General features: G+C 60.9%; 10 protein-coding genes, 1 tRNA gene and 1 pseudogene. 10 read left to right on the top strand and 2 right to left on the bottom strand.

All coding sequences use genetic code 11. The features are described 5' to 3' along the window. Positions 1-23 precede the first annotated feature (23 nt). From urtB to AC0L7P_RS04115, 10 genes are all read left to right on the top strand, one after another. Entirely contained in the window at positions 24-1,982 is a 1,959-nt protein-coding gene (gene urtB / locus AC0L7P_RS04070) for an urea ABC transporter permease subunit UrtB (protein ID WP_473434607.1), read from the top strand. Between the two features lie 4 nt (positions 1,983-1,986). Next, on the top strand, positions 1,987-3,219 hold the full coding sequence (gene urtC / locus AC0L7P_RS04075; protein ID WP_473434608.1) for an urea ABC transporter permease subunit UrtC: 1,233 nt from the start codon (positions 1,987-1,989) through the stop codon (positions 3,217-3,219). Next, a complete protein-coding gene (gene urtD / locus AC0L7P_RS04080) occupies positions 3,216-3,956 on the top strand; it encodes an urea ABC transporter ATP-binding protein UrtD (RefSeq protein ID WP_473434609.1) in 741 nt (246 codons plus the stop codon). The genes urtC and urtD overlap by 4 nt, the downstream gene beginning before the upstream one ends. A 3-nt stretch (positions 3,957-3,959) precedes the next feature. Continuing rightward, positions 3,960-4,655, top strand: a complete 696-nt coding sequence (gene urtE, locus AC0L7P_RS04085) for an urea ABC transporter ATP-binding subunit UrtE (protein WP_473434610.1) — start codon at positions 3,960-3,962, stop codon at positions 4,653-4,655. A 186-nt stretch (positions 4,656-4,841) separates the two neighbouring features. Next, a complete protein-coding gene (locus AC0L7P_RS04090; protein WP_473434611.1) occupies positions 4,842-6,455 on the top strand; it encodes an ABC transporter ATP-binding protein/permease in 1,614 nt (537 codons plus the stop codon). A gap of 73 nt (positions 6,456-6,528) precedes the next feature. After that, on the top strand, positions 6,529-7,875 hold the full coding sequence (locus AC0L7P_RS04095; RefSeq protein WP_473434612.1) for an amino acid ABC transporter ATP-binding/permease protein: 1,347 nt from the start codon (positions 6,529-6,531) through the stop codon (positions 7,873-7,875). A gap of 303 nt (positions 7,876-8,178) precedes the next feature. Continuing rightward, positions 8,179-9,792 (top strand): cytochrome ubiquinol oxidase subunit I, encoded by a 1,614-nt coding sequence (locus AC0L7P_RS04100; RefSeq protein ID WP_473434613.1) that lies wholly within the window; start codon positions 8,179-8,181, stop codon positions 9,790-9,792. Positions 9,793-9,796: 4 nt separating this feature from the next. Further along, positions 9,797-10,954, top strand: a complete 1,158-nt coding sequence (gene cydB / locus AC0L7P_RS04105) for a cytochrome d ubiquinol oxidase subunit II (protein WP_473434614.1) — start codon at positions 9,797-9,799, stop codon at positions 10,952-10,954. Positions 10,955-10,969: 15 nt separating this feature from the next. Continuing rightward, positions 10,970-11,107 carry a cytochrome bd-I oxidase subunit CydX gene (gene cydX, locus AC0L7P_RS04110; RefSeq protein ID WP_473434615.1) on the top strand — a complete coding sequence of 46 codons (138 nt, stop codon included), beginning with the start codon at positions 10,970-10,972 and terminating at the stop codon, positions 11,105-11,107. 279 nt (positions 11,108-11,386) lie between these two features. Next, a tRNA-Thr gene (locus AC0L7P_RS04115) sits at positions 11,387-11,462 on the top strand. 340 nt (positions 11,463-11,802) lie between these two features. On the opposite strand, the pseudogene AC0L7P_RS04120 reads toward AC0L7P_RS04115, so the two are convergent. Continuing rightward, positions 11,803-12,646, bottom strand: a pseudogene (locus AC0L7P_RS04120) (ATP-binding protein). Beyond that, on the bottom strand, positions 12,643-13,626 hold the full coding sequence (locus AC0L7P_RS04125) for a Mu transposase domain-containing protein (protein ID WP_473432711.1): 984 nt from the start codon (positions 13,624-13,626) through the stop codon (positions 12,643-12,645). The pseudogene AC0L7P_RS04120 and the gene AC0L7P_RS04125 overlap by 4 nt, the downstream one beginning before the upstream one ends. Positions 13,627-13,828 lie beyond the last annotated feature (202 nt).

Here is a 13,828-nt window from a genome sequence, read left to right on the forward strand (position 1 = left end):
CTTTCACAACAGGCAAGGCAGACATGATGCGGGTATTTATTCTTATGGCTTTCGCGCTGTGCTTTGGCGTATTGGGGCTGGCCGCTCAGGCGCGGGACATTCAGGATGTGTTGCAGCAGCACCGCGCGGTGATCGAGAAAAGTTCACGCAAGACGATTGGCCCGGCCATTGACGCGCTGGCAAACAGCGGGCTGCCACAGGCGCAGCGGGTTCTGCAAAAATGGCAGGCCAAGGAAATGTGGCAGCGGACGGCGGACGGGTTGTTCTTTTACGGCACCGAAGGCGCGGATCAGCAGGTCGCGCTGTTCGATTTCACTGATGACGCACCAATCGGCAGTTTCGCAACCTCTGATCTGGACCATCTCAAGCCCAACAGCGGTGTCCGGGCGTTGATGGGGGCGGCGTTGGTACAGTTTCAGTTGTCCGATCCAGACCGGGCGCGCCGTCTTGCGGCCTTGCAGGCGATTCAGCGTGACCCCGAGGCGGGGCATCTGGCCCCTTTGCGGGCCTCGATCGCGGGCGAAGCCGACCCGGAAATCAAGGCAAGAAAGCAGCAGTTGGAGCGTTTGCTGACCATTGGCTATGATGCGGATACCGACCGCCGTGTTGCGGCGATCGAGGCGGCGTCGGGCGGAATCTCGCTTGATTTGCGTTCGACCCTGAATCCCCTGGTCGAAACGCGCCGCCTTGTTGTGGTCGGGCCGCCGGATGGGGCAACCAACGTGGCCCGGATTCTGACGCCGGGCAGCGACGCCCTTGGCCTTGACGAGGCCTATGGCCTGCTGGTTGCCGAAGGGTTGGAACCGCCGCGCGTGCGCGATGCGGATATTGCGGCGGCGCTGGCGGCGAACATCGACAATGGCCGGGTCGGGGGCGTTTCCATTGCCCAACTCGACAAGGCGGAAACCCGTATCCGCGCCTATGAAACCCTTGCCCGTGACGGCACCGCGCCGCCGTTCATTCCCGAAAGCGCGATTGCCGAAACGGTGTCAAAGTACACGTTTCTTGACGCATACGCCGACCCGTCGCCTGTGGTGACCGCTGCGGCGGTCAAGGCGCTGAAATCGATCCGCATCAATGTTGCGCTCAACCAGACCCTTGATCTGATGTTGGACGGGCTGTCGCTGGCATCGATCTTTTTTCTGGCTGCAATCGGCCTTGCCATCACCTTTGGCGTCATGGGGGTGATCAACATGGCCCATGGCGAATTCATCATGATGGGTGCCTATACAGGCTATGTCGTGCAACAGGTGATCCCCAATTATACGGTATCAATCCTTGTCGCCCTGCCGGTGGCGTTCCTTGTGACCTTCGGTGCCGGTGTCGCGATGGAGCGGCTGGTGATCCGCCACCTTTACAACCGTCCGCTGGAAACCCTGCTGGCGACCTTTGGCATCTCGATTGCCCTGCAACAGATCGCCAAGAACGTCTTTGGCACACAGGCCCGGCCGCTGACCTCTCCGGCATGGCTTGACGGGGCATGGGCACTGAATGACGTGGTGTCGATCAGCTTTATCCGCATCGCGATTTTCGTTCTGGCGCTGGTTTTCCTCGGGGTCTTTCTGTTCATCATGAAACGCACGCGCGTCGGGCTTGAAACCCGGGCCGTCACCCAAAACCCGCGCATGGCGGCCAGTATGGGGATCAACCCGGATCGGGTGAACATGCTCACGTTCGGGCTTGGCTCTGGCATTGCCGGGATCGCCGGGGTCGCCATCGGGCTGTTTGCCAAGGTCACGTCAGAACTGGGAAGCGACTATATCGTCCAAAGCTTCATGACCGTCGTTGTCGGCGGCGTCGGCAATATCTGGGGCACCCTGGCGGGGGCGGCAATGATCGGGTTCCTTCAGAAGGGAATCGAATGGGGCAATCCCTCCAACACATTGGCGGCCCAAACCTACATGATCATATTCATCATCATTTTCATCCAGTTCCGGCCAAGGGGCATCATCGCCCTCAAGGGCCGCGCGGCGGGGGACTAGACACATGCAACGCACATTCATCGCCCGCAATCCATCGGTTCTGATTTTTCTTGGCTGTCTTGCCGTCTTTACACTGACCGTGACCCTGATGTCAGAGGCGGCGGGGCCGGGGCTGATTTCAACCAGCTTTGTCAAGACATTGGGCAAAACCCTGTGCCTGTGTCTGATCGCCATCGCGATGGATCTGGTCTGGGGCTATTGCGGCATTCTGAGCCTGGGGCATTTCGCCTTTTTCGGAATCGGCGGATATATGATGGGCATGTGGCTGATGTACGCGCGCACCCGTGATATCGTCGTCGCCTCCATGGCCAATGCCACGATCCCCCCGACCGACAACGAGGTTGTTGGCGCCATCGGCAACCAGATATTCGGCGTGGTGGGCAGCAGCGAGTTTCCGGCGATCTGGATGTTTGCACATTCGCTGACCCTGCAACTGATGCTGGTGGTGCTTGTGCCGGGCCTGTTGGCGCTGGTGTTTGGCTGGCTTGCGTTTCGCAGCCGGGTCACCGGGGTTTACCTGTCGATTCTGACCCAGGCGATGACCCTGGCGTTGGCGCTGTATCTGTTCCAGAACGATAGCGGCCTGCGCGGCAACAACGGCCTGTCCGGGTTGCAAAACATTCCCGGCGCCGGGGACACGCCGCAGGCCCTTGTGTCGCTGTGGTTTCTATGGGCAAGCGCCTTGGCCCTCGGGCTGGGCTATTTGCTGGCGGCCTGGGTGGTTTCGGGCAAGTTCGGCAGTGTCATCCGCGGCATCCGCGATGACGAGGCACGAGCGCGATTCCTTGGGTATTCGGTCGAGGCCTACAAGTTGTTCATCTTTGTTCTGACTGCGGTGATCGCCGCCATAGCGGGCGCGCTGTATTATCCGCAGGCCGGCATCATCAATCCGGCCGAGGTTGCGCCCATCGCCTCTATCTACCTGGCGGTCTGGGTCGCGATCGGCGGGCGCGGGCGGCTTTACGGGGCGGTCATCGGCGCGGCGATTGTCAGCCTGCTGTCGACCTGGTTCACCAGCGGGCAGGTGCCTGCCGTGCCGCTGGGATTCTATACGATCGACTGGGTTGATTGGTGGCAAGTGGTGCTGGGCCTGTCCTTTGTGCTGGTCACCCTGTTCGCGCCAAAGGGCATCGGCGGGCTGGTCGATCTGGTGACCGGGCGGCTGTCGCCGAACCGGCACGGCGCGGACCTTGGCCCCGACAAGGGATCGTTGCAGGAACAGGAGGCACATCGATGAAAACGTTGCTGGAGGTTTCGGGCGTCTCGGTTTCGTTCGACGGATTCAAGGCGATCAACAATCTGTCGTTTCGGATTGGCCCCGCCGAAATGCGCGCGATCATCGGGCCGAACGGTGCGGGCAAGACCACATTCATGGACATCGTTACGGGCAAGACGAAACCGAATGAGGGCCATGTCATCTGGGGTGAAAAATCCATGTCGCTGCTGAAGATGTCCGAGGCCAGGATCGCGCAGGCAGGGGTGGGGCGCAAATTTCAGCGCCCGACCGTTTTCGAGGATCAAACGGTGTTCGACAACCTTCTTCTTGCGCTGAAGAAGGATCGCCATCCGCTGGCGGTGCTGTTCTATCGGCGCAGTGAAAGCGACGCTGAAAAAGTGCGGCTTTTGGCGGCGGATATCGGGCTGACCGGCGAACTTGACCGCAAGTCCGGCGAGTTGAGCCATGGTCAGAAACAATGGCTGGAGATTGGAATGCTGTTGGCGCAGGAACCCAAATTGCTGTTGGTGGATGAACCGGCGGCAGGCATGACGCCGGAAGAACGCGAACATACGACCGACATTCTGGTGCGGGCCGCAAAGACCCGCGCCGTTGTCGTGGTGGAACATGACATGGAATTCGTGCGCCGTCTGAATTGCCGGGTAACAGTGCTGCACGAAGGTTCGGTTCTGGCCGAGGGCACTCTGGATCATGTAACCAAAAACCAAGACGTCATTGACGTTTATCTGGGGCGCTAGGCCATGCTGAAAGTTGAAAACCTGTCCCTGCACTATGGCTCCAGCCAGATATTGCACGACATTTCGCTAGAGGCGGAACTGGGCAAAGTGACCTGCATAATGGGCACCAACGGGGTTGGAAAGACCAGCCTGCTAAAGGCGATCTCGGGCACTCATCCACGCTCTGGCGGCAGTATCAGCATTGATGGGCACAGCGTTGGCCGGGAACCGGCGCACAGGCTGGCCAGGCTTGGCGTTGGCTATGTCCCGCAGGGGCGCGATGTGTTTCCCCTGTTGAGCGTGAAAGAAAATCTGGAAACCGGTTTTGCCTGCCTGCCAAGATCCGAACATTTTATCCCGGACGAGATTTACGATCTGTTTCCGGTACTGAAAGACATGACAAACCGGCGCGGCGGGGATCTGTCGGGCGGGCAGCAACAGCAACTGTCGATCGCCCGCGCCTTGATCACCAAGCCAAAACTGCTGTTGCTGGATGAACCGACCGAGGGAATTCAACCCAATATCATTCAGCAGATTGGCCGGGTCATTGCGCAACTGCGGGACCGGGGCGATATGGCGATTGTGCTGGTCGAACAATATTTCGATTTCGCCTTCGAACAGGCGGACCGCTTTGTCGTCATGCGGCGCGGACGGGTCACAAAATCCGGCGCCAAGACCGGCATCTCCAGGGAATCTGTCCTCAAGGCGGTGTCTGTTTAAGCGTCCTTTCATAAACGCCCTTGAACGACGCTGATCCGCGCCCGCCTGATGTCGGCGCTGCGGCGTTGTCGTGGGTTGCAAGAGACGGGGCCAGATGATCCGGTGTTTCCGGGATGCACGGAAACGACGATCACGATGAACAGCGCGCAATCAGAACATGGACCAACCGCGCGGCAACGTGCCAGAATGCGCATTATTGCGCCGGTGTCGCGGTTGTTGCGCATTGCGGGCGCCATATCGGTTATCTCTGGGGTGATCTGGCCGGTGCAGGCGGCGGCGCTGGCATGGGCCATTTCAGGTTGGGTGGCGGGAAACCTTGATCGCACGGGCATGGCCGCCCTTGTCTTTTTCCTTGGCGGGATTGCCCGCGCGGGGCTTGATCATTGGGCCGGTGGTTACCTTTTCGATGCGGCTGACCGGACGATCACCCGTGAACGTGTCGCCCTGATCGGGCGCGAGGCGCGCGCCCGTGCCGGGGTCAGCTCGGCCGAGATTGCGGCGTTGATTGTGCAAAAGCTGCCGCTGCTTCAGCCCTGGATCATCCGTTATCATGTGGCGATGGTGCGGGTTTCGGTGCTGCCGCTTGTCCTGCTGGGGCTGGCGTTCTGGTATTCATGGGCGGTGGGGCTGGTCCTGCTGGTGGCGGGGCCGCTGATTCCGGTTTTCATGGCGCTTGTGGGCATGGCCGCAGAAGAGGCATCGCGCCGCCAGATGGACGAGATCGGAACGATGAATGCGATGCTGATGGACCGATTGTCGGCCATGCTCGACATTCGGCTGTTGGGCGCGACAGATCGGGCGGCGGCGGATTTTGCGGATCGGGCAGAGGCGTTGCGTATCCGCACCATGGCGGTGCTGCGCGTCGCGTTCCTGTCGTCAACCGTGCTGGAACTGTTCAGCGCCATCGGTGTTGCGATGGTCGCGGTCTTTGTGGGATTTTCTCTTTTGGGGGTGATCGGGTTTGGCAGTTGGGGCACGCCCCTTGGCCTTGGCGAGGGGCTGTTCCTGTTGCTGATCGCGCCCGAATTCTTTCAACCTTTCCGCGATCTGGCCGCCGCCTGGCATGACCGGGCCGCCGGGTTGTCGGTAGTGGCCGATCTGGATGCGCTGGACGGGGCCGAACGGGTGGGGTTTGTCGGGCGCGCCGATGGCTCGGGTCCGCTGCCCGGCCCGGTGATGGTAACGCTTTCAGGCGCCGTTGCGGCCTTGCCGGGGCGCAGGGTGGCGCTGCCCGATCTGCACCTGCGCGCTGGTGAGTCACTTGCGCTGACCGGACCAAGCGGTGCTGGCAAAAGCACGGCACTTGCCGCCATCGCGGGGCTGATTCCGCTGGCGACGGGGCAAATCCTCGTTTGTGGTCAGCCGTTGAGCGATGACACGGCCGATGGATGGCGCGCACATATCACCCTGATCCCGCAATCGCCGCATTTTTCCGATCTGCCATTGCGCGACTGGCTTGATCCCACGGGCAGCGGCGCAGACCCTTGGCCCGCCCTGCAACAGGCCCGGGCGGCGGGCGTTGTCCGGCGTCTGCCAAAGGGGTTGGGCACACGGCTGGGCGAGACGGGCGGCGGTGTTTCGGGCGGCGAGGCGCGGCGGCTGATGATCGCCCGCGCGATCCTGAGCGGGCGGGCGTTGATCCTTGCCGACGAGCCGACAGCGGATCTTGACCCTGAAACGGCGGCGCAGATTATCGGCACATTGAACCGTCTGAACGCTGACGGACACAGCCTGATCGTGGCAACCCACGATCCTGCATTGGCGGCGGCAATGGGGCGATCCATCGCCGTGCAGCCATGAGGCCGCTTTTCCCACTCATCCGGCTGTTGTTGTCGGCGGCCCCCTGGGCGATGGCGCGGGGGCGGCGCTGACGGTGATCGTGTTGTTGATGGGGGCGGCACTGCTGGGCCTGTCGGGCTGGTTCATCACCGCCACGGGAATCGCGGGAATCGCCGGGGTCGGGATCGCATTTGACGTGTTTCGCCCGTCTGCGGGGGTGCGGTTTCTGGCGCTTGGGCGCACCGCCGCGCGCTATGGCGAACGGTTGCTGACCCATGACGCAACGCTGCGGGCGCTGGCGGCGTTGCGGGTGACGTTGCTTCGCCGGCAATCCCGGCTGGGTGATCGCGATCTGGCCCGTCTGCGCAGCGAAGCCGTTCTGACGCGAATCGTGTCGGATGTGGATGCGCTGGATGGTGTCGTGCTGCGCCTGTTGCTGCCGGGGGCGGCGGCGCTTGTTACCCATGGGCTGGTTTTTCTCGCCCTTGGCTGGCTGGTGGGCTGGCCCATCGCCTGGGCCGTTCTGGGGGGATATGTTCCGTTGGCGACCCTTGTGTTGTGGCATCTGGCGCGCCGCAGTATCGGCCCCTCGGATACGGTCGAGGCGCAGGATCAGGAATTGCGGCGCGGTGTGATTGACATGATCCGCAACCGCGAGGCGCTGATCCTTGAGGCCGGTCTTGAAAAGCGCGAGGCCGGATTGCGGCGGATCGACGCGCACTCCCGCAGGGCCGCGCGGGCGCTTGACCGGGCAGATCGGGATGCGGGTGCGGCACTTTCGGCATTGGTTGCTGGGGTCACGGGCCTTGCCCTGGTGGCCGGTGGCTGGCTGGTTTCCGAGGGCGCCGTGGGGCCGGCTGTTGGTGTGATCGGTGTTTTTGTTGCCCTGGCGTTGGCGGAAACCCTGTTGCCGCTTCGGCGGGGGCTTTCCGAATACGGCAAAATGACCGGCGCCGCGACGCGGATCGGCCCGGAAGCCCGGCCAAAGCCAGCGGTTTCTGGCGACCCTGATTCTAACGGTCACGGCGCGTCTGTGGGCCGCTCGCCGCTTCTCATGATCCGCAAACCGGGGCTGAGCCTGAAAATTGAACCGGGCGATGCGATTGCACTTACCGGCCCAAGCGGCAGCGGCAAGACGAGCCTTCTCATGCAGGTTGCCGGACTTGCCCAAAGCGATGGGATAACCATTTTGGGGCGGCGCCCGGACTATTGGCCGGATATGGCGCTGCGCGGGATTGTCACAATGGTGCCGCAACGCAGCGCGCTTATCGCCGGAACGATCCGCGACAACCTGCGCCTTGCGGCTGATGCGGACGATGAAACGCTCTGGCGCGCTTTGGGTGCGGTGGCCCTAAGGGGCGTGATCCGGGACCGTGGCGGGCTGGACGCCCGGCTGGGCGAAGCGGGCGCCGGCCTGTCGGGGGGCAGGCGCGTCGCCTGACGCTGGCACGGGCAATCCTGAAATCCCCCGGATTCTGCTGCTGGATGAACCAACCGAAGGGTTGGATTTCGAGACGGCCAACCGGGTGTTGTCGGGCATCCGCGCGGCCCTGCCAGAGGCGGCGATCCTTGCGGCCTTACACCACAGGGCCGATCACTTGGTGTTCAATAGACAAATCGCGCTGACTTTGTGACGATGCCGCCAACCGGACAACAGGTATCGAAATACGTTCGGGCAGGTTAAGGATCGGTACAGGGCAAGCCTTGCCACAACGACCGCCCCGAAAAACAGGAGAACCGAGCCATGGATTTCGGTGTTGTAGAATTGTCCCGCCTCCAGTTTGCGACGACGGTTATGTACCATTTCCTTTTCGTGCCGTTGACCCTTGGTCTGTCGGTGATCGTTGCGATCATGGAGACGGTCTATGTCATGACTGGTCGGCCGATCTGGCGCCAGATGACAAAATTCTGGGGGATGTTGTTCGGGATCAACTTTGCGCTTGGCGTGGCCACCGGCATCACCATGGAATTTCAGTTCGGGATGAACTGGTCGTATTTCAGTCATTATGTCGGTGACATCTTCGGCGCGCCGCTTGCGCTTGAAGGGCTGATGGCGTTTTTCCTTGAGGCGACATTTGTTGGCCTGTTCTTTTTCGGCTGGGACAAGCTGAGCAAGGTCGGGCATTTGATCGTTGCCTGGCTTGTCGCGATCGGGTCGAATTTTTCCGCGCTGTGGATTCTGATCGCCAATGGCTGGATGCAAAACCCGGTGGGGGCGGAATTCAACCCCGATACCATGCGGATGGAACTGACCAGTTTCTTTGATGTGATGTTCAACTCGGTCGCACAGGCGAAATTCGTCCATACGGTTTCGGCGGGCTATGTCACGGCTGCGGTGTTCGTGCTGGGGGTGTCGGCGTGGTACATGCTCAAGGGTCGCCATATCGAACTTGCCCGCCGCTCGATCACCGTGGCAGCGTCGTTCGGCCTTGCCTCGGCGCTGTCGGTGGTTCTGCTGGGTGACGAATCCGGTTATGATGTATCGCACAACCAGAAAATGAAAATGGCCGCGATCGAGGGCATGTGGGAAACCGAACCTGCCCCCGCGCCCTTTAACCTGATTGGTTTCCCTGATCAGGAGGCGCGCGAAACCCATTATGCGATCAGGATTCCCTGGGTGATGGGCCTGATCGGCACCCGTTCCCTGACCGAAGAAATCCCCGGAATAAACGAGCTGGTCGCCGATTCCAAGGTCCGTATCCGCTCGGGGTTGATCGCTTATGACGCGTTGATGACGATCCGCGATCAGCGGGGCGAAACCCCGCCCGACGTGCGCAAGACGTTCGAGGATCATGGCGGCAACCTCGGCTATGCCTATCTTCTCAAACGCTATCTGGATGATCCGCGCCAGGCGACCGAGGCGCAGATTGATCAGGCCGCCAATGACACGATTCCGCATGTCTGGCCGTTGTTCTGGTCCTTCCGGATCATGGTTGGCCTTGGCTTCAGCTTTATTGCCGTGATGGCCTATTTCTTCTGGCGGTCGAGCTTTCGTGGTCAGGTCTATCCGCGCTGGGCGCTTTGGGGGGCTGTTGCCGTTATTCCGGCGCCCTGGATCGCGGCAGAACTGGGCTGGATCGTGGCCGAATATGGCCGCCAGCCCTGGACCGTGGACGGGGTGCTGCCCACCGCGCTTTCGGTCAGTCACCTGTCGGTCGGCGATCTGCTCCTGACGCTGGCGGGTTTCATGGTGTTTTATACAATCCTGTTCATTGTCGAAATGGGGCTGATGTTGAAATACATCCGCAAAGGGCCGGTCGAGGATGTGAAGGAAACCGAAATCTGGATGGCGCGGCACGAACACCGCCTGCGCACCACCGATGGCAAGGGCCCCTTTGCCAACACCCCAGCGGAGTAAGGCCATGATCCTGTATGAACTTGTTTCTTACGATGTGTTGCGGGTCATTTGGTGGCTGCTGCTGGGCGTCTTGCTGATTGGCTTTGCGTTGACGGACGGGTTTGACATGGGGGTTGGTGTGCTTTTGCCGTTTGTGGCAAAGACCGATATCGAACGGCGCATCGCCATCAACACGATCGGCCCGGTCTGGGAGGGTAATCAGGTCTGGTTCATTCTTGGTGGCGGGGCGATCTTTGCCGCATGGCCGCCGCTTTACGCGGTCAGTTTCTCGGGCTTTTACCTTGCCATGTTCGTCATCCTCGCGGCACTGATCGTGCGGCCCGTGGCGTTCAAATACCGCTCTAAACGCGATTCCACCGCGTGGCGCTCTTGCTGGGATTGGGCGCTGTTTGCCGGTGGGGCCGTGCCTGCGCTGATCTTCGGGGTCGCGGTGGGCAACGTGTTGCAGGGCGTCCCGTTCGAGCTGACCCCCGATCTGTTCGCCCGCTATGAGGGGGCCTTCTATGCCAAATTCGCGGGCCTGCTGAACCCGTTTGCCTTGTTGGCGGGGGTGTCGGTTGCGATGCTCACCACCCATGGCGCCGCCTGGCTGTCGTTCAAAGCCGAAGGTCGGGTCGCCGCAAGGGCCCGCGTGATCGGAAGCCGGTCCGGCCTCGTGACCATCGTGGGGTATGTGCTGGCCGGTTTGTGGCTTGCCGTGGGGATCGACGGATATGGGTTGGCAACCGAGGCCGTCGCAAACGGCCCGTCAAATCCGCTCTATTCCGAGGTCGTGCGCACAGAAAGCTGGCTTGCCGCCTATGCCGCACGCCCGTGGATCGCGTTGGCACCGCTTCTCGGGTTGCTTGGCATGACTATGGCGGTGCTGGGCCTGCGGGCCGGGCGCGAAGGGTCGACATTGCTTTGGTCCAAACTCGGCATATTCGGTGCAATTTCTTCGGTGGGGCTGACGATGTTTCCGTTCATCTTGCCGTCGTCGCTTGATCCGCGGTCTTCGCTGACGGTGTGGGACAGTTCTTCCTCGCACCAGACGTTGTTCGTCATGCTGGTGGCGGCGGTGATCTTTTTGCCGGTTATTCTGGTCTATACCGCATGGGTCTACAAAGTGCTCTGGGGCAAGGTCACCGAAGCCGATGTGACCGATTCTGGTTCCGCATATTAAGGAAAGGAACGCGAAATGTGGTATTTCGCCTGGATGCTTGGCCTGCCCCTTGCGGCAGTCTTTGCCGTCGTTAACGCGATGTGGCTTGAAATGCAGCGCGACCGCGCGCTGTGGGAAGAGGACGATCCGGGCATGGACAAGGACAAGCACTAAGACAACCGTGAAGCCCTGGCGAAAGAGGGCCACCGGCGACGATGAAATTCCCGCCTCCTTTGCCCGGGCGGAAAGCTTTGACAACATTCGTTCTGTTTCTGTCTTGCGCGGATAGTGTGTTGCGTTTAAACGGGCATCCGCGTGGCCCCAATAGCTCAGCTGGTAGAGCAACTGTTTCGTAAGTAGCGGGTCCGCTCACGATTGACGTTAAAAACCAGTCGCTTATAAGCGGCGCAACATAACTAGTAGGGCCATAGTAGGGCCGATACAGAGAAGGACGCCGCACTAGCTCAGCTGGTAGAGCATCGCATTCGTAATGCGGAGGTCAGGGGTTCGAATCCCTTGTGCGGCACCACCCTCAACAAGCTAATCATTTAATTGCAATAGTTTCGATCTCTCTACGCCCAGCGCGTTTGCGAGCTTTGCGACGATTAGGGTTATGGGGTTTCGTATACCGCGCTCAACGCAGCTGACGTAGGTGCGGGGGAGGTTACCAGCTCTGCGCAACGGTCGGCAGAGGCCCGGTGCGGGCCATATGGGGCGTACTTGTGGTGTGCCGTTGCCTACCTGTCAATGAGCGTTCAAAACTGACCCGGTTTCAGCATTTGATTTTGACCCGCCTATTGGGAGGCAAAGCCCTCAGGCGGGCCGCCCTCATATAGCGAGTCCGTCTGTGGGCTTTGCTTGCGGTGCGGTTATTCTTCTCTGCGGCTTTTGCTCTGCGCGAAGCGGTATGACGTATTGCCGGTCTCGATGATGGCGCAGTGGTGCGTGACGCGGTCCAGCAGCGCGGTTGTCATCTTGGCATCCACTGCCCGGCAGTCGCTGCTTGCAGCGATGAGAGGGGCCGAAGACAGCGACCCATTCCCCGAACTCCAGATTGGTGGTGATGATGACGCTGGTTTTCTCGTAGAGCTTGCTGATCAGGTGGAACAGCAGTGCGCCGCCGGATTTCGGGAAGGGGATGTAGCCCAACTCGTCGATGATGGCGCAATCCAGGGCCGACAGTTGCCGGATGATCTTCCCGGCGTTGCCATCGGCCTGTTCCTTGATCCACTGCCCGGCAGTGCATGTTTACATGCATGAGAGGGAGGGCATTGATCAGATCGACCGCGTTGAAGAAGCGGGCCTTTTTGCCGTTGTTGATCAAGGCGGTTCCAAGCGCGATGGCGATGTGGGTTTTGCCTGTTCCGGTTCCGCCCACCAGGATGAGGTTGTGTGCCTCTTCGGTAAACTGGCCCGAGCAGAAGGGCTCGATCCGGGCCTTGGTGACGGCTGCCGCGCCGTAATCGAAGGTGGCGAAGTCCTTGTGATGCGGGAACTTCGCGATGCGCATTTGATACTGGCCTCTCGGCGATGCAAAGCATCGCCTGTCAGCTAATAGATGGAGCGCACCCGGCGCTCTACAGTTTCTGCGTCGATCAGTTGCTTTATCGCTGTGGTCAGACTGGGCGGCTTGCGCGCGGACAGCAAATCATGTGCGCAAGCTGCCATTCCATGCAGCCTCAGGGCGGTCAGTTGATCAATGAGAGCGTTCATATGACGGCCCCCTCTGCCGAGCACAGCGTTTCATAGCGCTTACAATCGGCCTCCGGGCGCAGGGTCAGCTGTGGATAGACGTATGTTTCGCTCAAGGAGGTGATGACCGGCTCGACCAGCTGGTTAATCAGGTTGATGATGGCGGGCAGGCGCAGGGTGTTTTGCTCCACCGCCAGATCACACGCAATCTCGACGACCTCGATCCGGTGATCCTGGGCCAGCAGAAGCAGATCGACAAACTCCCGATCCCCACCTTTGCCGGCCATGTAATGTTCCCTGATCCGATGCATGGCATCGGGCAGTTGCCAGTCCACGAAGGGTGCCCCGTTGCGCAAGGCGCCGGGTTTGCGGTCCAGCAGAGGAACGTAATGCCACGGTTCAAAGTAGCTGACGTTGCGGGTAAAGCGGCGCCTGTGTTCGGCAATGACATCCTGGCCTGACACCAGCACGATCCGGCCCGCATAGGCGCGCAAGGAGACATGCTGGCCTGCAAACCGGGACGGCACGCTGTAGCGATTGCTGGCATATTGAACCAGGCAGGTGGAACGGACACGCACCGTCTTCTCCACATAGCCATCAAAAGCCCGCCCCAGGGGGCGCAGCCCGGCGCGTTCATCTTCAAAAACCTCTGCAACCGTGCGGGTCGAATGTTCAGGATGAGCGCGATTTGCCAGCTCCTCGCAGCGCAGGCGCAACCAGTCGTTCAGCCCATCCAGATCATCGAAGGCTGGCATTGGGGCAAACAACCGGCCTCGCAAAAACTGGACCTGGTTCTCGACCTGACCCTTCTCCCAGCCCGACGCGGGGGGCAGGGCCGTCCAGAAGGGCGCCATTGGTTCAAGCCCAATGGACGGCGGCTCCATGACATAGTGGTTCATCAACGCGAGGAACCGCGGATGGAATATCCGATCCTTCGAGCGGGAGACATAGGTCACCATCGTTTTGGGATTGTCGATGATCCCGGGGCTCCGCCCGTTCACATCTCAAACCGTCCCCCGGACGGTTTGCCACCTTCGGTGGGTCGATGTTCACCCCGTCGCGGGACCCCGCCGTAGAAGGACAACGCCCGCACAAAGGCATCCAGCACCATCTCTTGGGCTTCGCCGGGATAGGCGACGACAAAGGGCTTGGATGGTGTCCCATGTCGTGGTGTAGCTCCGGATGGGCCTCGCGCTTCCGGGC

The sequence above is a fragment of the Oceaniglobus sp. K40-3 genome, from assembly GCF_055808395.1.